This is a genomic window from Variovorax sp. 10N412, from assembly GCF_056394985.1.
The window spans coordinates 26,747-44,616 of record NZ_JBFTIO010000007.1 but is presented as its reverse complement, the minus strand read 5'-3'; the positions used below and the strand labels follow the sequence as shown (position 1 = coordinate 44,616).

17 protein-coding genes and 1 riboswitch are annotated in these 17,870 nt (G+C 66.9%); of the genes, 4 read left to right on the top strand and 13 right to left on the bottom strand.

From position 1 onward, the window contains the following. Nucleotides 1-229: 229 nt before the first annotated feature. The 8 genes from thiC to AC1DJH_RS17800 form a co-directional block, all read right to left on the bottom strand. Nucleotides 230-2,116, bottom strand: a complete 1,887-nt coding sequence (gene thiC, locus AC1DJH_RS17835; protein ID WP_478186586.1) for a phosphomethylpyrimidine synthase ThiC — start codon at nucleotides 2,114-2,116, stop codon at nucleotides 230-232. Nucleotides 2,117-2,210: 94 nt separating this feature from the next. Next, nucleotides 2,211-2,316: riboswitch (TPP riboswitch) on the bottom strand. Between the two features lie 26 nt (nucleotides 2,317-2,342). Then, entirely contained in the window at nucleotides 2,343-2,774 is a 432-nt protein-coding gene (locus AC1DJH_RS17830; protein WP_472126781.1) for a YchJ family protein, read from the bottom strand. A gap of 98 nt (nucleotides 2,775-2,872) precedes the next feature. After that, nucleotides 2,873-4,003 carry an acyl-CoA dehydrogenase family protein gene (locus AC1DJH_RS17825; RefSeq protein ID WP_472126783.1) on the bottom strand — a complete coding sequence of 377 codons (1,131 nt, stop codon included), beginning with the start codon at nucleotides 4,001-4,003 and terminating at the stop codon, nucleotides 2,873-2,875. Between the two features lie 43 nt (nucleotides 4,004-4,046). Then, nucleotides 4,047-5,303: a glutamate carboxypeptidase gene (locus tag AC1DJH_RS17820; protein ID WP_478186585.1), complete on the bottom strand. Its 1,257-nt coding sequence runs from the start codon at nucleotides 5,301-5,303 to the stop codon at nucleotides 4,047-4,049. A 91-nt stretch (nucleotides 5,304-5,394) separates the two neighbouring features. Next, on the bottom strand, nucleotides 5,395-6,579 hold the full coding sequence (locus tag AC1DJH_RS17815) for an acetyl-CoA C-acyltransferase (protein ID WP_472126789.1): 1,185 nt from the start codon (nucleotides 6,577-6,579) through the stop codon (nucleotides 5,395-5,397). 56 nt (nucleotides 6,580-6,635) lie between these two features. Beyond that, on the bottom strand, nucleotides 6,636-8,456 hold the full coding sequence (gene aceK / locus AC1DJH_RS17810) for a bifunctional isocitrate dehydrogenase kinase/phosphatase (RefSeq protein WP_478186584.1): 1,821 nt from the start codon (nucleotides 8,454-8,456) through the stop codon (nucleotides 6,636-6,638). Nucleotides 8,457-8,483: 27 nt separating this feature from the next. Further along, on the bottom strand, nucleotides 8,484-9,275 hold the full coding sequence (gene can / locus AC1DJH_RS17805; protein WP_435484829.1) for a carbonate dehydratase: 792 nt from the start codon (nucleotides 9,273-9,275) through the stop codon (nucleotides 8,484-8,486). A 29-nt stretch (nucleotides 9,276-9,304) separates the two neighbouring features. Continuing rightward, the gene (locus AC1DJH_RS17800; RefSeq protein WP_472126794.1) at nucleotides 9,305-9,742 is read right to left on the bottom strand and encodes a MerR family transcriptional regulator; all 438 of its coding nucleotides are present in this window, start codon (nucleotides 9,740-9,742) and stop codon (nucleotides 9,305-9,307) included. A 129-nt stretch (nucleotides 9,743-9,871) separates the two neighbouring features. Here AC1DJH_RS17800 and AC1DJH_RS17795 point away from each other — a divergent pair, with 129 nt between their 5' ends. From AC1DJH_RS17795 to AC1DJH_RS17780, 4 genes are all read left to right on the top strand, one after another. Then, nucleotides 9,872-10,930, top strand: a complete 1,059-nt coding sequence (locus tag AC1DJH_RS17795; protein WP_478186583.1) for an MBL fold metallo-hydrolase — start codon at nucleotides 9,872-9,874, stop codon at nucleotides 10,928-10,930. A gap of 54 nt (nucleotides 10,931-10,984) precedes the next feature. After that, nucleotides 10,985-12,292 (top strand): leucine-rich repeat-containing protein kinase family protein, encoded by a 1,308-nt coding sequence (locus AC1DJH_RS17790; protein WP_478186582.1) that lies wholly within the window; start codon nucleotides 10,985-10,987, stop codon nucleotides 12,290-12,292. Next, nucleotides 12,289-13,209, top strand: a complete 921-nt coding sequence (locus AC1DJH_RS17785) for a pseudouridine synthase (RefSeq protein WP_478186581.1) — start codon at nucleotides 12,289-12,291, stop codon at nucleotides 13,207-13,209. The genes AC1DJH_RS17790 and AC1DJH_RS17785 overlap by 4 nt, the downstream gene beginning before the upstream one ends. A 68-nt stretch (nucleotides 13,210-13,277) precedes the next feature. Continuing rightward, nucleotides 13,278-14,048, top strand: a complete 771-nt coding sequence (locus AC1DJH_RS17780; RefSeq protein ID WP_478186580.1) for an SDR family oxidoreductase — start codon at nucleotides 13,278-13,280, stop codon at nucleotides 14,046-14,048. Nucleotides 14,049-14,666: 618 nt separating this feature from the next. Here the strand turns inward: AC1DJH_RS17780 and AC1DJH_RS17775 are convergent. From AC1DJH_RS17775 to AC1DJH_RS17755, 5 genes are read right to left on the bottom strand one after another with little or no spacing between them, the layout of a single operon-like run. Beyond that, nucleotides 14,667-15,632: a M48 family metallopeptidase gene (locus tag AC1DJH_RS17775; protein WP_478186579.1), complete on the bottom strand. Its 966-nt coding sequence runs from the start codon at nucleotides 15,630-15,632 to the stop codon at nucleotides 14,667-14,669. A gap of 20 nt (nucleotides 15,633-15,652) precedes the next feature. Next, nucleotides 15,653-16,420 (bottom strand): lysophospholipid acyltransferase family protein, encoded by a 768-nt coding sequence (locus AC1DJH_RS17770; RefSeq protein WP_478186578.1) that lies wholly within the window; start codon nucleotides 16,418-16,420, stop codon nucleotides 15,653-15,655. Continuing rightward, nucleotides 16,420-16,998 carry a D-glycero-beta-D-manno-heptose 1,7-bisphosphate 7-phosphatase gene (gmhB, locus tag AC1DJH_RS17765; RefSeq protein ID WP_478186577.1) on the bottom strand — a complete coding sequence of 193 codons (579 nt, stop codon included), beginning with the start codon at nucleotides 16,996-16,998 and terminating at the stop codon, nucleotides 16,420-16,422. Before gmhB ends, AC1DJH_RS17770 begins: the two co-directional genes overlap by 1 nt. Beyond that, entirely contained in the window at nucleotides 16,995-17,531 is a 537-nt protein-coding gene (locus AC1DJH_RS17760) for a DUF6036 family nucleotidyltransferase (RefSeq protein WP_478186576.1), read from the bottom strand. The genes gmhB and AC1DJH_RS17760 overlap by 4 nt, the downstream gene beginning before the upstream one ends. Next, entirely contained in the window at nucleotides 17,528-17,857 is a 330-nt protein-coding gene (locus AC1DJH_RS17755) for a hypothetical protein (RefSeq protein ID WP_472126572.1), read from the bottom strand. Before AC1DJH_RS17755 ends, AC1DJH_RS17760 begins: the two co-directional genes overlap by 4 nt. Nucleotides 17,858-17,870 lie beyond the last annotated feature (13 nt).

Sequence of the window (17,870 nt, the reverse complement as noted above, 5' to 3'; positions counted from 1 at the left end):
CACCCCCTCTGGCTGCGCCGAGGAGCGGAGTGTTTCGCGGATCAGGGCTCGCAGCTGTTTGAGCGAAGCGAGTTCTGCGAGACCCCGCGAAACACGAGCACCGCAGGTTGCCCGTAGCGAAGCGAAGGGTCGCAGACAGTGGGGTCGCCTTTTCTTTGCTTACTTTCTTTTGGCGAAGCAAAAGAAAGTAAGTCGCCCGCCGGGGCGAGTCCCGGCCCCGGAAAACAAACTAAGACAAAGCCCGAATAGGAATGTAGATCTCCCCACCCCCCGCCATGAACTCCTTGGACTTCTGCTCCATCCCCTCAGCCACAGCAGCAGCCTCAGCCACCCCCTTCTTGGCCGCGTACTCCCGCACTTCCTGAGTGATCTTCATGGAGCAGAACTTCGGCCCGCACATAGAGCAGAAGTGCGCCACCTTGCTAGAGTCCTTAGGCAGCGTTTCGTCATGGAATTCACGCGCAGTGTCCGGGTCCAGGCCCAGGTTGAACTGGTCCTGCCAGCGGAACTCGAACCGCGCCTTGCTCAGCGCATCGTCGCGAGACCGCGCCCCCGGATGCCCCTTGGCCACGTCCGCAGCATGCGCCGCGATCTTGTAAGCAATGATCCCCTGCTTCACGTCATCGCGATCAGGCAACCCGAGATGCTCCTTGGGCGTCACGTAGCAAAGCATCGCAGTGCCGGCCCAACCGATCATCGCGGCCCCGATGGCACTGGAGATGTGGTCGTAGCCCGGCGCGATGTCGATGGTCAGCGGCCCGAGCGTATAGAACGGCGCTTCGTGGCAGTGCCTGATCTGCTCGTTCATGTTGGCCTGGATCATGTGCATCGGCACATGGCCCGGCCCTTCGATCATGGTCTGCACGTCGTGCTTCCACGCAACCTGGGTGAGCTCGCCCAGCGTGCGCAGCTCGGCGAACTGCGCCTCGTCGTTGGCGTCCGCGCCCGAGCCCGGACGCAGCCCGTCGCCCAGCGAAAAGCTCACGTCGTACGCCTTCATGATGTCGCAGATGTCCTCGAAGCGCTCGTACAGGAAGCTCTCCTTGTGATGCGCGATGCACCACTTGGCCATGATCGAGCCGCCGCGCGACACGATGCCCGTCATGCGGTCGGCCGTCAGGTGAATGAAGGGCAGCCGCACGCCCGCGTGGATGGTGAAGTAGTCGATGCCCTGCTCCGCCTGCTCGATCAGCGTGTCGCGGAAGATCTCCCAGGTCAGGTCCTCGGCCACGCCGCCCACCTTCTCCAGCGCCTGGTAGATCGGCACGGTGCCGATGGGCACCGGCGAGTTGCGCACGATCCAGTCGCGCGTGGTGTGGATGTTCTTGCCGGTCGACAGGTCCATCACGTTGTCGGCGCCCCAACGGATCGCCCACACGAGCTTCTCGACCTCTTCCTCGATGCTCGAGGTGACGGCCGAGTTGCCGATGTTGGCGTTGATCTTCACCTTGAAGTTGCGCCCGATCGCCATCGGCTCGACCTCGGGGTGGTTGATGTTGGCCGGAATGATCGCGCGGCCCCGGGCCACCTCGTCGCGCACGAACTCGGGCGTGATGATGCGCGGAATGCTGGCGCCCATCGGGTTGCCGGCCACGCGCTTGGCACGCTCCTCGTTGGCGAGGTACTCGGCCATCCACTCGCGCTTGCCGTTCTCGCGCAGGGCCACGTACTCCATCTCGGGGGTGACGATGCCGCGGCGTGCGTAGTGCATTTGTGTGACATTGGCGCCCGACTTTGCGCGGCGCGGCGTGCGCTGCAAGGCCGAGGCGGCGGCGCGCAGCTCGGCCAGGCGCAGGGCGTCATGGTCGTGGGCGTGCTTCAGGCCCTCGTCGAGCGCCTGGTGCGAGCGGCCTTCGTAACTTTCGGTGTCGTTGCGCTCGGCGATCCATGCGCCGCGCACGTCGGGCAGGCCGCGGCGCACGTCGATGTCGACCTTGGCGTCGGTGTACGGGCCCGAGGTGTCGTAGAGCGACACCGTCTCGCCGTTGGTCAGCAGCACGTCGCGCACCGGCACGTTGAGGTCGGGCCGGCTGCCCGGAATCAGGCACTTGTGGGAGGCGGGGAAAGGCTCTCGCGTGAGCGAAAGCAGGGAAGTGAACTTGTCGGGCGCATTCATCGGGGGGCACTCCTTGTTGAGGGAAAGGGTGCTCCGCAATCGCTCGGTGGACTTCGGCAAAAGCCCGTCACGGAAGGGGGAGTGACGGACCGAAGTCAGGGAGTGCAGCTCTTCTTACGCCGGTATGACCCGGATCAAGTTCGCGGGTCGGCAGCTTTGCCATCTCAGCACACCACATGTGTGCACCCCGGAGCGGGGCTGATTGTGCGAGCCCCGGCCCGGCGCGTCAACCCGCAGGCTGCTGCAGGTCGCCGTCGAGGTAGTACCAACGGTCGCCTTCGCGCACGAAGCGGCTGCGCTCGTGCAGGCGGGTGGCCGTGCCGGTGCTGCTGCGCTGGCGGGCGACGAACTCGACCTCGGCATGGTCGGAGTCGAGCACCGAGCGCGAACGGATGTCCAGCCCCAGCCATTTGACGCCCGGCTCGAATTCGATCGAGGCCGGCCGTCTGGCGGCGTCCCAGGTGGCGAGCAGGTACTCGGCGCGTTCCAGCACGAAGGCCGAATAGCGCGAACGCATCAGCGATTCGGCGTCGGGCGCGGGGGTGTTCTCGAAATCGTCGAGATAGCGGCCGCAGCACAGGGCATAGCCGATGGGCTTGTCGCGGCGGTCGGTGCGGCCGCAGGGGCAAGGTCCGGTGGGAGGGTCGATGGCGCTCATGAAGACCGCTATTGGAACACCTCGCGGGCCCCGGGCCGAGAGGGCAAGCCCGAAGCCGCCCGGGAAGGCCCTCGCAGCCCCGGCCCGCCGCCCCTCGTTCAAGCCAGCGCGCGTTGGATCAGCAGCTTCTGGATGTCCGACGTGCCCTCGTAGATCTGGCACACGCGCACGTCGCGGTAGATGCGCTCCAGCGGAAAGTCGTTCACGTAGCCATAGCCGCCCAGCGTCTGGATGGCGGCGCTGCACACGCGCTCGGCCATCTCGCTCGCGAAGAGCTTGGCCATGGCAGCCTCCTTCAGGCACGGCCGGCCGGCATCGCGCAGGCTGGCGGCGTGCCAGATCAGCTGGCGCGCAGCCTCGATCTGCGTCGCGCAGTCGGCCAGGCGAAAGCCCACGGCCTGCTGGTCGAAGATCGCGCCGCCGAAGGCCTGGCGTTCCTTGGCATAGGCCAGCGCCACGTCGAAGGCGCTGCGCGCCATGCCCACGCTCTGCGCGGCGATGCCGATGCGCCCGCCCTCGAGCGCGCCGAGCGCGATCTTGTAGCCCTCGCCTTCCGCGCCGATGAGGTTCTCGCGCGGGATGCGGCAGCCGTCGAAGTTGATCTGCGCGGTGTCGCTGCTGTGCTGGCCCAGCTTGTCTTCCAGCCGCGCCACGTGGTAGCCCGGTGCGTCGGTCGGCACGATGAACGCGCTCATGCCGCGCTTGCCAGCGCCCTTGTCGGTCACGGCGATGACGATGGCCACCTGGCCGTTCTTGCCGCTGGTGATGAACTGCTTCACGCCGTCGATGACGTAGCCGTCGCCGTCCTTGCGCGCCGTGGTGCGCAGGCTCGATGCGTCGCTGCCGGCCTGCGGCTCCGTGAGGCAGAACGCGCCGAGCATCTGCCCTTGCGCCAGCGGCTCCAGCCATTGCTTCTTCTGCGCGGCATTGCCGTAGCGCATCAGGATGGCGTTGACCGGGCAGTTGGTCACGCTGATGGCGGTGCTGGTGCCGCCGTCGCCGGCCGCGATTTCTTCCAGCACCAGCGCCAGCGTGAGGTAGTCGAGGCCGGCGCCGCCATGCTCTTCCGGCACGCAGATGCCGTAGGCGCCCAGCGCGGCCAGACCCTGGTGGGCCTCCTTGGGAAAGCTGTGTTCGCGGTCCCACGTGGGGGCGTGGGGCCAGAGTTCGGCTTGCGAAAAATCGCGCACCGCGTCGCGAATGGCTTCCTGGTCGGCGCTGAGCAGCATGGCGTTGTCTCCTGTCTTTGTTTTCGGTTCGGGGACTGCCGGCTTACTTGCCGGCGCCCAGGTCCATGATCAGCCGCGCGGCCATGTACAGGCGGCGCGGAATGGCGCTGATGTCCACGTACTCGGCCTTGTCGCTGTGGTAACCGAAGCCCGGCAGCCCCAGGCTTTCGATCACCGGCTTGCCCGAGAGCGCCGCGTAGGCCGCGTCGGTGCCGCCGCCGGTGCGCTCTTCCACGCCCAGGGTGCCGCCGGCTTCCTTGTAGAAACCCACGGCCTTGTCGACCAGCTTCTTGCCGCCTTCGCCGGCATTGAAGGCCGGGCGGCCGCGCGTGATGAGCACCTTGACGTCGGCGTCGGGCAGCTTCTTCTGCTGCGCACGCTCTTCGAGCGTCTTCATGGCGGCGTCGAAGTCTTCGTTGCGCGCGTAGCGCACGTCGGCGTTCAGCGTGGCGCTGGCGGGGATGATGTTCGACACGTTGCCGGCCTTGGCAATGGTCCAGTTGAAGCGCAGGTTCTTGGCCTTGTCGTCGATGTTCATCGTGCGCAGCACGAGGTCGGACGCCTCGACCAGCGCATTCACGCCCAGCTCCGGCGCAGCGCCCGCGTGCGAGGCCTTGCCGGTGATGTTGACCTGCACGTAGGCGATGCCCGAGGTGCCCAGCGAGAGCTTCTCGTCGCCGGCGCCGGTGGGCTCGAAGGAGAGCACGTAGTCGGCCAGCTTGGCTTCTTCCTGGATCAGGTCGCGCGAACCGAAGGAGCCCTTTTCCTCGTCGGTGTTGAACAGCACGGTGATGGTGCCGTAGTCGCGCACGCCGTAGTCCTTCAGCAGCTTGAGCGTGTGCAGGATGACGGCGTTGCCGCCCTTGTCGTCGGCGATGCCGGGGCCATAGGCCTTGTCGCCCTCGACCTTGAACGGCGCCTTCGCGAGGATGCCCTTCAGGTACACGGTGTCCATGTGCGACAGCAGCAGCAGGTTCTTGCCGCCGCGGCCCTTGATCTTGCCCACGATGTTGTCGCCGACCACGATGCCGGCCGACTTGCTGCGCGTGACGGTGAAGCCCAGGTTCTTGAGTTCGCCTTCGAGGTAGCTGCCGGCGGCGGCGATGCCTTCGGCGTCACCGGTGCCGGTCTCGATGTTGACCAGCTTCTCGAGCGTCTTGATCACCGCGGGCTGCTCGTCGGTGGCAGCCTGGAACAGCACGTTGTCGCGTTTCTGGGCCCAGGCGGCAGGCGCCAGGAAGGCGGCGGCCAGCACGGCGCTGATGGCGGTAACGGCGGAACGGTGGATGGATGGGCGCATGAAATCTCCTGCTCTACGCATGTTTTGAAATATCCGAATAAGAAAAAAGCCGGCGGGCGCCCGTTGTCCGGACGCCCGCCGACCTTGGCCGTTATAGCAATTCGAGTGCCACCGCCGTGCCTTCGCCCCCGCCGATGCACAGCGTGGCCACGCCGCGCTTCTTGCCGCGCGCCTTCAGCGCATGGATCAGCGTAACCATGATGCGCGCGCCGCTTGCGCCGATCGGGTGGCCCAGCGCGCAGGCGCCGCCGTGCACGTTCACGATCTCGTGCGACACGTCGAGTTCGTGCATCAGCGCCATCGGCACCACCGCGAAGGCTTCGTTCACTTCCCACAGGTCGACGTCCTTCACCGACCAGCCGGTCTTCTTGAACAGCTTGGCGACGGCACCCACGGGCGCGGTCGAGAACCACTCGGGCTGCTGCGCATGCGTGGCGTGGCCGACGATGCGGGCGATGGGCCTGGCGCCGATCTTCTTGGCGTGCGACTCGGTCATCATGACCAGCGCGGCGGCACCGTCGTTGATCGACGAGCTCGAGGCGGCGGTGATGGTGCCGTTCTCTTTCTTGAACGCGGGCTTGAGCGTGGGGATCTTGTCGAGCTTGACCTTGCCCGGGCCTTCGTCGATGGAAATCACGGTGTCGCCGCCGCGGCCCTTGACCGTGACGGGGGTGATCTCGTCCTTGAACAGGCCCGTTTCGGTCGCCTTCTTCGCGCGCTCCACGCTGGCGATGGCGAATGCGTCCTGCTGCTCGCGCGTGAACTTGTACTTGGCCGCGCAGTCTTCGCCGAAGGTGCCCATGGAGCGGCCGGGCTGGTAGGCGTCTTCCAAGCCGTCGAGCATCATGTGGTCGAAGATGCGGTCGTGGCCCATGCGGTAGCCGCCGCGGCCCTTGAGCATGAGGTAGGGCGCGTTGGTCATGCTTTCCATGCCGCCCGCCACCATCACGTCGTGCGTACCGGCCAGCAGCAGGTCGTGCGAGAGCATGGCGGCCTTCATGGCCGATCCGCACATCTTGCTGAGCGTGACGGCGCCCGCGCTGTCGGGCAGGCCGCCCTTGTAGGCCGCCTGGCGCGCCGGTGCCTGGCCCTGCCCGGCCATCAGGCAGTTGCCGAACAGCACCTCGCCCACGCTGTCGGGCGCGATGCCGGCGCGCTCCACAGCGGCCTTGATGGCGGCGCCGCCCAGGTCGTGCGCGGAAAGCGAAGAGAAGTCGCCCTGGAAGCTGCCCATGGGGGTGCGGGCCAGGCCGACGATGACGATGGATTCGGACATGTGGAGGTCTCCTTCAGGAATGTGGAAGCGAAGCAAAAAACAAAAAAACCGGTTGCTCAGAAATGCGTTGCGTGGCCTTCGTGCTGGAAGCGCTGCGATTCTTCGTACGGGAACACATCGAGCATCTGCCCGGCCTGGATGCGTTCCTTGTGGTGCTGCCAGAAGGCGGCGTCGAGCAGGTCGGCATGGTGCGCCATGAAGGCGGCGCGCACGTCGGGGTTGCCCAGCAGGAAGGGCTCGAAGGTTTCGGGGAACACGTCCTTCGGGCCCACCGAGTACCAGACCTCGCCGCTCATTTCTTCTTCCTCGTTGCGCGGCGCGGGCACCTTGCGGAACTTGCAGTCGGTGACGTATTCGATCTCGTCGTAGTCGTAGAACACCACCTTGCCGCCGCGCGTGACGCCGAAGTTCTTCCACAGCATGTCGCCGGGAAAGATGTTGGCCGCGACCATGTCCTTGATGGCGTTGCCGTATTCGACCACCGCACGCTCCAGCTGGTCTTTCGCGCGCTTCGCATGCGCCGGGCTCTCGGGGGCGGCCAGCGTGTCGAAGGCTTCCTGCAGGTAGATGTTCAGCGGGATCATGCGGCGTTCGATGTAGACGTGCCGCAGCACCACCTCCATCTCCCCGTTGCCGTCGCGGTCGCCGATCTCGAGCTGGCTGGGCGCGAACTTCTGGATCTCCTCGATCAGCCCGGGCTCGAAGCGGTCGAGCGGAAAACCCACGTCGCTGTACTCCAGCGTGTCGGCCATGCGACCCACGCGGTCGTGCTGCTTCACGAGCATGTACTTGCCCTTGATCTGCTCGCGCGTGGTGTCCTTCTGCGGCGGATAGAAGTCCTTGATGAGCTTGAACACGAACGGGAACGACGGCAGGTCGAACACCAGCATGACCATGCCCTTGATGCCGGGCGCGATGCGGAAGCGGTCGCTCGAATAGTTCAGGTGCGACAGGAAGTCGCGGTAGAACAGCGTCTTGCCCTGCTTGGCCAGGCCGAGCGCGTTGTAGATCTCGGCGCGCGGCTTGCGCGGCATGAGCGAACGCAGGAACTGCACCCATGCCGAGGGCACTTCCATGTCGACCATGAAGTACGCGCGCGCAAAGCTGAACAGCATCTGCAGGTCGTCTTCGCCGAACAGCGCGGCGTCGATGTAGAACCTGCCGCGGCTGTCGTGCAGCACGGGCAGCGAGAACGGGATCTCGACGAAGCCGTTCATGATCTTGCCGACCACGTACGCGCCCTTGTTGCGAAAGAACAGCCCCGAGAGCACCTGCAGCTGGAAGTTGGCGCGCAGCTTCACCTGGTGAAAGCGGTTCAGGATGACCTGCGCCACGCGCTCGGCGTCGCGCCGCTTGTTGGCGAAGGTGCCCAGCAGCGCGAAGTCGTCGAGCATCTGCTCGACGGTGTCGGCCAGCGTCTCGGGCTTGGGGTAATACGGCCGGTAGGTGCGCGCGCCGCGCGGCTCGATGTACTCGGTGCTGATGGCCGGGCGCACGAAGATGAAGTCGTTCTGGAAGTACGCGCGGTGCAGGATCTTGGTGGTCACCGAGTTGAAGAAGCTCTCGGCCAGCTCGGGCTGGTGGTGGTCCACCAGCAGCCCGATGTAGTGCAGCTTGACCTGGTGCCACACATCCATCGGCTGCTCGCCGGCCTTGAACTCCTTCTCGAGCCGGGCCACGGCCTCGCTCACGCGCAGGTCGTAGAACTCGATGCGCTCGCGCTGCGCGCGCTGCTGGCCGTGCCAGTCGGCGGTTTCGAAGCGGTGCTTGGCGCGCGCCGACTCGGCGCGAAACAGCCGGTAGTGGCGGTTGAAGCCGTCCATCATCGCCTTGGCGATCTCATAGGCCAGCGGCGAGTCGAGGCGCTGCGGGAACATGGACGGGCCGAAAGGGAAACCGCTGGGTCAGGTTGCGGCGGCAGCGCCCGTGCCACCCGCCTCGGGCTGCGGCGTCATGGCCTGTGCTTCCTGCACGGCCTGGTTCACCTGCGCGCCCTGCGTGGTCAGCGCCTGCATCACCTCGCCCGGGCGGCTCCACTTGTAGCGGATGCGCTGCACCGCGGCCTTGTAGACGGAGTCCAGCGGCTTGGCGCCGTCGACGCTCAGGCCCAGGTCCTGCAGCAGGCCGTCGTGCACGCCGAAGGTCCAGCCGTGGATGCGCACCTTCTGGCCGCGCGCCCAGGCGTCGACCATCACGGTGCTCACGGCCACGTTGACCACCTGCTCGGCCACGTTCAGTTCGCACAGCGCATCGACGCGCGCCTCTTCGTCGGGCAGGCTCTCGAGCATGACGTGGTGGCGGTCGCGCACGTCCTGGATGTGGCGGATCCAGTTGTCGGCCAGGCCGATGCGCTTGCCGCTCAGCGCGGCCTTCACGCCGGCGCAGCCGTAGTGGCCCACCACCATGATGTGCTCGACCTTCAGGTGCTCCACGGCGAACTGGATCGCCGACAGCGCATTCAGGTCGGAGTGCACAACGATGTTGGCAACGTTGCGGTGCACGAACACCTCGCCGGGCTCCAGCCCGGTGATCTGGTTGGCGGGCACGCGGCTGTCGGAGCAGCCGATCCACATGTAGCGTGGCGTCTGCTGCTTGACCAGGCTGGTGAAGAAACCGGGGCGGTCGCGCTCCATTTGCGCGGACCACGCACGGTTGTGGGCAAAGAGGTCGTCGAGGTTGTCAGTGTTGTCGGCCATAGTGCGTCTATTGTCGATGAGTCGTGTGTTCAGGTCCTGGCGCCGGCAAGCTTTGCGGGTCGCGCCGCCTTGCCTGCCTTGTTCGCCTTCTGGGCCTTGGCCAGCGTGGCCTGTCCCTTTTTCTCGTGCTCGCGCACCTCCGCGAGGTTGGCCTGCAGTTCGGCCAACTGCGCCTCGAGCTGTGCCCGGTGGGTACCCAGCACGCCGAGGAATTTTTCCAGCTGCGGCACCGTGTCGCGCGGGCTGTCGTACATGTCGAGGATGTCCTTGGCCTCCGTGAGGCTCAGGCCGAGGCGCTTGGCGCGCAGCGTGAGCGTGAGCCGCGCCCGGTCGCGCGCGCTGTACACGCGCTGCAGCCCGGCGCGCTCGGGCGTGAGCAGGCCCATGTCTTCATAGAAGCGGATGGCCCGCGTCGTGAGGTCGAACTCCTTCGCGAGCTGGCTGATGGTGAAGGTGGACGCGGGCATGGCAGCGGGCAGCGGTGGTGGCAAAAGGGGCGTTGCAGAAGGGGCGTTGCGGGGGCGACAGCACATTCATGCGGCGATCCCTACAATGGTGCCCTTAACCCATGACGTTTACGTAAACGTCAATCTTACATGAACCTTCTCGAACGCGAACTCCACTACCCCCTGGGCGACACGCTGCCCCAGCCCGGCGAAGCGATGGAAGTGGCGCCCGGCGTGCGCTGGATCCGCATGCGGCTGCCCTTTGCGCTCGACCACATCAACCTCTGGCTGCTGCGCGACACCCTCGACGGCGTGGCCGGCTGGACGGTGGTCGACTGCTGCATTGCCCACGACGAGTCGCGCGCGCAGTGGGAGCAGATCTTCGAGACCCAGCTGCAGGGCCTGCCGATCCTGCGCGTGATCGTCACCCACATGCACCCCGACCACATCGGCCTGGCCCACTGGCTGTGCGAGCGCTGGAACGCGCCGATGTGGATCAGCGCCACCGACTACAACGTGGCCCGCGTGCTGAGCGCCAACGGCGACACCCTGGCGGGCGGCGAGCAGGCGGCGCGCTTCTTTGCCTCGCACGGCATGACCGACCCCGAGGCCATCGCCAAGATCCGCGGGCGCACCAACTACTACGCCGAACTGGTGCCCTCGGTGCCGGACACCTTCGTGCGCATGCTCGACGGCGACACCGTCACCATCGACGGCCACGCCTGGCGCTGCATCGTCGGCTACGGCCACGCGCCCGAGCACATCGCGCTGTACTGCGACGAACTCAAGCTGCTGCTGGGCGGCGACATGATGCTGCCGCGCATTTCCACCAACGTGAGCGTGCACGCGGGCGAGCCCGAGGCGAACTCGCTGCGCCTGTTCCTGGACAGCATCGACAAGTTCAAGGCGCTGCCCGCCGACACGCTGGGCCTGCCTTCGCACGGCAAGCCGTTCACCGGCATCCACCGCCGCGTCGACCAGCTGCAGGAGCACCATCGCGACCGGCTCGCCGAACTGCTCGAAGCCTGCACGGCGAGCCCGATGACCGCGGCCGAAGGCCTGCCGATCCTGTTCAAGCGCGCGCTCGACCTGCACCAGATGACCTTTGCCATGGGCGAGTCCGTCGCCCACCTGCACCTGCTGTGGTTCGCGGGCCAGGTGAAGCGCGAGCTGGGCAAGGACGGCATCTACCGTTTCGGCGCCAGGTAAGGCGCCAACCGGGGCACCGCCGGCGGACATTGCAGGCCATTTAGACTCCCCCGCATGAACACGCTGGCTGAGCTCCGCGCGGGCCAGTTGGCAGGCGCACAACGAATCGATCTCTCGTGCGGGCTCACCGAGTTTCCGCGCGAAATTTTTGACCTTGCCGATTCCCTCGAGGTGCTGAACCTGTCGGGCAATGCGCTGGCCACGCTGCCCGACGACCTGCACCGACTGCACCGCCTGCGCGTGTTGTTCTGCTCGGACAACCGCTTCACCACGCTGCCCGAAGCCCTCGGCCGGTGCCGCGGCCTCGACATCGTCGGCTTCAAGGCCAACCGGATCCGCACCGTGCCGGAGGCCTCGCTGCCTGCGTCGCTGCGCTGGCTGATCCTGACCGACAACCTCATCGAGGAACTGCCCGATTCACTCGGCCACTGCACAGGCATGCAGAAGCTGATGCTGGCCGGCAACCGGCTGCGCACGCTGCCGCCTTCGGTGACCGGCCTGGCCCGGCTGGAGCTGCTGCGCATCTCGGCCAACCGCTTCGAGACGCTGCCCGCCTGGCTGCTGTCGCTGCCGCGCCTGTCGTGGCTCGCCTGCGCGGGCAACCCCTTCGACACCCGGGCCGAGGACGCGGCCATCGCCGCGCAGTCGGTGCCGCACGTCGGCTGGCGCGAGCTGACGCTGGGCCGCAAGCTCGGTGAAGGCGCCTCGGGCGTGATCCACCAGGCCACGCTCGGCAAGGCGCAGCAGGTGGCCGTCAAGCTGTTCAAGGGGGCCGTCACCAGCGACGGCTGGCCGCACAGCGAAATGGCGGCCTGCATCGCGGCCGGCGCGCACCCCACGCTGATCGCCGCGCAAAGCCGCATCGACGGGCATCCCGAGGGCACGCAAGGCCTGGTGATGGGGCTGGTCGATCCGGCCTTCGTCACGCTCGCGGGGCCGCCGAGCCTGGCGTCGTGCACGCGCGACGTCTACGCGGGCGACGCGCGCTGGCCGTGCGACGTGGCCCTGCGCATCGCACGCGACATCGCCTCGGCCATGCAGCATCTGCATGCGCGCGGCATTCTTCACGGCGACCTCTACGCGCACAACATCCTGTGGCATGCGCAGCGCGGCGGCCGGCTCGGTGACTTCGGCGCGGCCTGGATGACCGGCGCGCTGGCCGCCGCGCAGGCGCGCGCGTTCCAGGGCCTGGAGATGCGCGCCTTCGGCTGCCTGCTGGAGGAGTTGATCGAACGCTGCACCGACGCCGTGCCGGCCTCGGTGGCGGCGCTGAAAGACCGCTGCCTGCAGCCCGACGCGACCGCGCGGCCGTCGTTCGCAGAGGCGCTGCGGTTGCTGCAGCAGGCGTCTTCCTCGCCATGAGCCGACGCCCGCCGCCCCAACTGCCGCTGCCCACGCGCGACGGCGTCGGCCCGAGCTGCGTCGGCCTTCCGTACGGCCCCTGGCCCACCATCGCCGAGTTCCTGATCGAGCGCTTTCCCGCCATCACGCGCGAGGCCTGGATCGAACGCATCGAAGCCAACGACGTCGTCGACGAGCACCACGTGCCCGTGACCGTGGCGCGGCGCTACCAGTCGCCGCTGCGGGTGTACTACTACCGCGCGCTCGACAACGAGGTGCGCATTCCGTTCGAGGAGCACATCGTGTTCCAGGACGACGAGCTGCTGGTGGTCGACAAGCCGCCCTTCGTGCCCGTCACGCCCACCGGCAAGTACCTGCAGCAGAGCCTGCTCGTGCGGCTGAAGCGCAAGCTGCAGATCGACGAGCTCGTGCCGATGCACCGCATCGACCGCAGCACCTCGGGGCTGGTGCTGTTCTCGGTGCGCCAAGCCACGCGCGGCGCCTACCAGGCGATGTTTCCGGAGCGCCGCATCGACAAGCACTACGAGGCAGTCGTGCCCTGGCAGGAGGGCGTGTCGTCGGTGCCCGAGGTCTACCGCAGCCGGCTGGTCGACGACGACCACTTCATGCGCGTGCGCGAAGAACCCGGCGAGCCCAACTCCGAGACCCGCATCGAGGTGCAGGAGGTGCGCGACGGTCGCGCGTTGCTGAGGCTGTCGCCGGTCACGGGCCGCAAGCACCAGCTGCGCGTGCACTGCCAGGCGCTGGGCATGGCGATCGTGAACGACCCGATCTACCCCGTGCTGCTGCCCGAGGGCGCGGACGATTTCGGCAAGCCCTTGCAGCTGCTGGCGAAGTCGCTCTCGTTCGTCGACCCGCTCACCGGTGCGCTGCGCAGCTTTGAGAGCCCGCGGAGCCTGTCGCTGACACCGAGGTGACGCGCGCGCGGCGGTGCGCGCACTAAGCTCGTTTCCTGAAAATATTTCATTCAGGAGACACCCGCACCATGGACACCACCCAACTCTTCTCGCTGAAGGGCCGCACCGCCCTGATCACCGGCGGCTCGCGCGGCATCGGCCGCATGATCGCCGAGGGCTACCTGGCCCAGGGCGCGCGCGTGTACATCTCGGCGCGCAAGGCCGCGGCCTGCGACCAGACGGCGAAAGAGCTGTCGGCCTTCGGCCACTGCGTGTCGCTGCCGGCCGACGTGTCGACGCTGGAAGGCGCGCAGGCGCTGGTCGCGGCCTATGCGAAGCACGAAGACTCGCTCGACATTTTGGTGAACAACGCCGGCGCCGCCTGGGGCGCGCCGTATGAAGAGTTTCCCGAGAGCGGCTGGGACAAGGTGGTCGACCTGAACCTGAAGACGCCCTTCTTCCTGACGCAGGCACTGACGCCGATGCTGAAGAAGGCGGCGACGGACCATCTGTCGAAGGTGATCAACATCGCATCGATCGACGGGATCTCGGTGAACCCGCAGGAGACGTACTCCTATGCGGCCAGCAAGGCGGGACTGATCCAGCTGACGCGCCGCATGGCGCTGCGCCTGGCGCAGGACCGGATCGTGGTGAGCGCGATCGCGCCCGGGGCGTTTGCTTCGGACATGAACAAGGATGCGCGGGATCACGGCGACGTGGTGAAGGACCGCATTCCGGCGGGGCGCATCGGGGTGGCTGAGGATATGGCCGGGGCTGCTATCTACCTGGCTTCGCGTGCGGGGGACTATGTGATGGGGTCTACGCTGGTGGTGGATGGGGGGGTTACGCACGCTCGGTGAGTTTTTGTGTTCCGGGGCCGGGTCTCGCCCCGGCGGGCGAGCTACTTTCTTTTGCTTCGCCAAATGAAAGTAGCCAAAGAAAAGGCGACCCTGCTGGCTGCGTCCCTGCGCTTCGCTTCGGGCAACCTGCGGTGCTCGCGTTTCGCGGGGTCTCGCCCAAACTCGCTTCGCTCAAACAAGGGCGAGCCCTGATCCGCGAAACGCTGCGCTCCTCGGCGCATCCAGAAGGGGTTGGGATACCGAAACGCCGTCGCTGCGCTCGGCTCCAAACAGCCAACAGCCAGCAGCCAAGACCGAAGACCCCCTTGCCAACCGCCGCAGGCGCGAAGCGCCAGCGACGGCTTGGTGGCCGAGCGAAGCAAAGGCCCGGGTGGTCTCCACCCCCCTCTGGCTGCGCCGAGGAGCGGAGCGTTTCGCGGATCAGGGCTCGCAGCTGTTTGAGCGAAGCGAGTTCTGCGAGACCCCGCGAAACGCGAGCACCGCAGGTTGCCCCGTAGCGCAGCGMAGGGGTCGCAGACAGTGGGGTCGCCTTTTCTTTGCTTACTTTCTTTTGGCGAAGCAAAAGAAAGTAAGTCGCCCGCCGGGGCGAGTCCCGGCCTCAGGAAACAAAAAAACCCTTCACCACCGAGGAACAGCCTCATCCTTCAGCCGCCGCCGCAGCAGGTCGTAATCAGGCATGACGCTCTCTACCGTCTCCCAGAACCGGTGCGAGTGGTCCATCACCCGCAGATGCGCCAGCTCATGCGCGACCACGTAGTCGATCACCCGCGGCCCGAAATGAATCAGCCGCCAGTTCAGCCGGATCGACCCATCCGCACTGGCACTCCCCCATCGCGTGGCCGCATTCGACAACGACAGCTTCGCCCACCGCACCCCCAGCAAGGGCGCGAAGTGGTCCAGCCGCTCGATGAACAGCTTGCGCGCCTGCCGCATGAGCCAAGCCTGCGCCGCATCGCGAATCTGCGAAGGCTCCGCGTTCTGGGCAACGGCGAGCCGCAGCACGCGCGGACCGTCGGCTTCGGCCGCATCGAGCGTGCCGCCGACGCTCGCGAACCCGTGCTTCGGGTCGAGCCGGATCACCACCGGCTCGCCCATGAACGGAAACTGCGCGCCGTCGCGCCAGTCGATGCGCGTGGCCTCGACGCGCGCATGCCGCTGCTGCGTTTCGGTCAGCTTGCGCAGGATCCAGTCGGCCTTCTCATGAATGGCCGCATCGACATCGCGCAGCGTGACCCAGCGCGGCGCGCGCACCGACAGCCCCTCGGCGCCGACGAGGAAACCGATGGTCTTGCGCTTGCCGCGCTTGAACTCGTAGGCCACGCGCGCGGCGCCGATCACCACCTCGCGCGAGGCCTGCGGATGCGCGAAGCGCGCGAGCGCCAGGGTGTCGGCCAGCGGCACCGCGGGCGGTGCGTGCGGGTCCAGGGGTTCGGGCGGCGCGGGCGCAACGAAAGGCATGGCGGGGGGCGCCCCCCGCCTGGGCTTCTTCACGCGCGGCGGCCGCGCCGGTGCGGGCGCCGGCGGCGCAAGCTCGCTCCCCAGCCCCTCGAACAGATCCAACGTGAACTGAAGCAGTCCCGCCATGTCGCGTTCTCCGGTGGCCCTCAGCGCACCGCTTCCTGCACGGGCTTCGGGCTGTCGACGTAGGCCTCGGGGTCGAGGCGGCGCATCTCGGCCTCGATCCAGGCCTCGACCTCGCGCATCAGCTCGTCGGGCTTGCGCCCCACGCTGGAGATGGCGGGCCCGATGGACACGTCGACCACGCCGGGGCGCTTGATGAAGGCCTTGCGCGGCCACACCCTGGCCGAGGTGACGGCAATGGGAATCACCGGCACGCCGGTCTCGCACGCGAGCCGCGTGCCGCCGCTCTTGTAGGTGCCCTTCTGCCCGCGCGGAATGCGCGTGCCCTCGGGGAACATGATGATCCAGATGCCCTGCGCGAGCAGCTTGCGGCCCTGGTTGACCACCTTGTTGAAAGCCTGCGCGCGCTGGCTGCGGTCGATGTGGATCATGTCCAGCCGCGCCATCGCCCAGCCGAAGAAGGGCACGTAGATCAGCTCCTTCTTGAACACGTAGGCCAGCGGATGCGGCATCAGCGTGGGCATCAGGAAGGTCTCGAGCGTGGACTGGTGCTTCACCAGCAGCACCGCGCCGGCGAGCGCGTCGGTGGGCAGGTTTTCCATGCCGCTCACGCGGGTCTTGATGCCCAGCAGCACGCGCGCGCCGCCGATGGCCCAGCCGAGCCAGCGCTCGGCCATCCAGTACAGCGGAATGCCGCGCTTCCAGATCGAGCTGACGCACATGATGATGCCCCAGGGCACCACGGTGACGAGCATCCAGAGTGCATGGAGAACGGAACGAAGAAACGCCATCAGACAGCCACCTGCAGTGCAGCCCGCGCTTCGCGCGCAAGCAAGAAATCGACAAAGGCGGGGAGGTCGTCGTGGACCACCGTGTTCGCCGGGTATTCGGAAGGCAGCGGATCGACGCCGCGGCAGGCCGCGCCCATGCCCGTGAGCAGCAGGTGCGGCTCGCAGCCGGCGGCCGCGCCGGCCTGCAGGTCGCGCAGGCTGTCGCCGCAGGTCGGGACGCCCTTCAGATCGATGCCGTAGCGGTCGCCGATCTGCAGGAACAGGCCCGGCTTCGGCTTGCGGCATTCGCAGTCCTCGTCGGGGCTGTGCGGGCAATAGAACACCGCGTCCACCTTGCCGCCCACGGCCGCGAGCATCTTGTGCATCTTGGCGTGCATGGCATTGAGCGAGGCCATGTCGAACAGGCCGCGGCCCAGGCCCGACTGGTTGGACGCGATCACCACGTGCCAGCCCGCATGGTTCAGCCGCGCCACGGCCTCGAGCGCGCCGGGCAGCGGGGTCCACTCGATGTCGCTCTTGACGAAGTCTTCGCGGTGCACGTTGATGGTGCCGTTGCGGTCGAGGATGACGAGTTTCATGGGGTGGTCCTTTCAGACTCCAGCTTGCGTCGCTCCGCCCAGGCGATCAGATGCGACAACGGATACTTCGCCGCGTCGAGCATTCCGATGCGCTCAGCCAGCGTGGCTGCCGAAACCAGCCCGTGCTTCAACAGCTCGCGGACAAAGTCCGCATCCTTTTCACGACCGGCCACACACTTGGAAACGACCAGGTCATGAAGGTCTGGGCAGATGGCGGTGATCTCGCCCACGTAGTGCAGGCTGGCGCGACTCATCCAGTCGCTCGGCATGACGGCGGTCTCCGGTCCGACGCCATCGGCGAAATAGCCGAAGGTTTCGTGGAAGCTCGAATGCATGCCGATCGCGCCGTCGATCAGGTCCGCGCGTTCCGGATGCAATGCGGGGTAGAGATCGATCTCGCGTGACACAAGCACTGCTTCAGGCGGCCGATCGAGCAAAAGCAGGATGGCTTGGCTGCCGACGACGACAAAAGAAGTTTCCTTTGAAATCGCAGCGCAGGCTCGCAGCACGTGCTGCAGTTCGTCAAGCTTCATTGCGGTGCAGCTTGCTCGCGCGCGCGCCTGAGCAATGCCATTCTTTCGGCCTGCGAGACGAGGCCGCCCAGCGGCGACACGCTGCGCATGAGCTGTCCATGGTCGGACTCGACAAGGGCGGCGCTTTCAAGAATGCCAACGTCGCCGCAGAGAAGTTGCTCCCACTCGTCCCACAGGACATCGGAGCGCGATTCACCCGACTGAAGGCGCCAACGCGCCAGCGTTTGGCGCGCATGCTCGCGCAGCCCCGGCTGATGCCGCAAGGCATCCAGCGCTCGCCGGTGAAGGGCGAGAGAGAACGCATCCAGTTGCTGTTGCCGGTTCATGCGCAATTATCGA

Excerpts from the sequence above, each read along its gene's own strand:
- aceK (WP_478186584.1), bottom strand. The coding sequence starts at position 8,456 with ATGTTCCCGCAGCGCCTCGACTCGCCGCTGGCCTATGAGATCGCCAAG.
- gmhB (WP_478186577.1), bottom strand. The coding sequence starts at position 16,998 with ATGAAACTCGTCATCCTCGACCGCAACGGCACCATCAACGTGCACCGC.
- AC1DJH_RS17815 (WP_472126789.1), bottom strand. The coding sequence starts at position 6,579 with ATGTCCGAATCCATCGTCATCGTCGGCCTGGCCCGCACCCCCATGGGC.
- AC1DJH_RS17820 (WP_478186585.1), bottom strand. The coding sequence starts at position 5,303 with ATGCGCCCATCCATCCACCGTTCCGCCGTTACCGCCATCAGCGCCGTG.
- thiC (WP_478186586.1), bottom strand. The coding sequence starts at position 2,116 with ATGAATGCGCCCGACAAGTTCACTTCCCTGCTTTCGCTCACGCGAGAG.
- AC1DJH_RS17755 (WP_472126572.1), bottom strand. The coding sequence starts at position 17,857 with ATGAACCGGCAACAGCAACTGGATGCGTTCTCTCTCGCCCTTCACCGG.
- AC1DJH_RS17800 (WP_472126794.1), bottom strand. The coding sequence starts at position 9,742 with ATGCCCGCGTCCACCTTCACCATCAGCCAGCTCGCGAAGGAGTTCGAC.
- can (WP_435484829.1), bottom strand. The coding sequence starts at position 9,275 with ATGGCCGACAACACTGACAACCTCGACGACCTCTTTGCCCACAACCGT.
- AC1DJH_RS17785 (WP_478186581.1), top strand. The coding sequence starts at position 12,289 with ATGAGCCGACGCCCGCCGCCCCAACTGCCGCTGCCCACGCGCGACGGC.
- AC1DJH_RS17780 (WP_478186580.1), top strand. The coding sequence starts at position 13,278 with ATGGACACCACCCAACTCTTCTCGCTGAAGGGCCGCACCGCCCTGATC.
- AC1DJH_RS17770 (WP_478186578.1), bottom strand. The coding sequence starts at position 16,420 with ATGGCGTTTCTTCGTTCCGTTCTCCATGCACTCTGGATGCTCGTCACC.
- AC1DJH_RS17795 (WP_478186583.1), top strand. The coding sequence starts at position 9,872 with ATGAACCTTCTCGAACGCGAACTCCACTACCCCCTGGGCGACACGCTG.
- AC1DJH_RS17825 (WP_472126783.1), bottom strand. The coding sequence starts at position 4,003 with ATGCTGCTCAGCGCCGACCAGGAAGCCATTCGCGACGCGGTGCGCGAT.
- AC1DJH_RS17775 (WP_478186579.1), bottom strand. The coding sequence starts at position 15,632 with ATGGCGGGACTGCTTCAGTTCACGTTGGATCTGTTCGAGGGGCTGGGG.
- AC1DJH_RS17790 (WP_478186582.1), top strand. The coding sequence starts at position 10,985 with ATGAACACGCTGGCTGAGCTCCGCGCGGGCCAGTTGGCAGGCGCACAA.
- AC1DJH_RS17830 (WP_472126781.1), bottom strand. The coding sequence starts at position 2,774 with ATGAGCGCCATCGACCCTCCCACCGGACCTTGCCCCTGCGGCCGCACC.
- AC1DJH_RS17760 (WP_478186576.1), bottom strand. The coding sequence starts at position 17,531 with ATGAAGCTTGACGAACTGCAGCACGTGCTGCGAGCCTGCGCTGCGATT.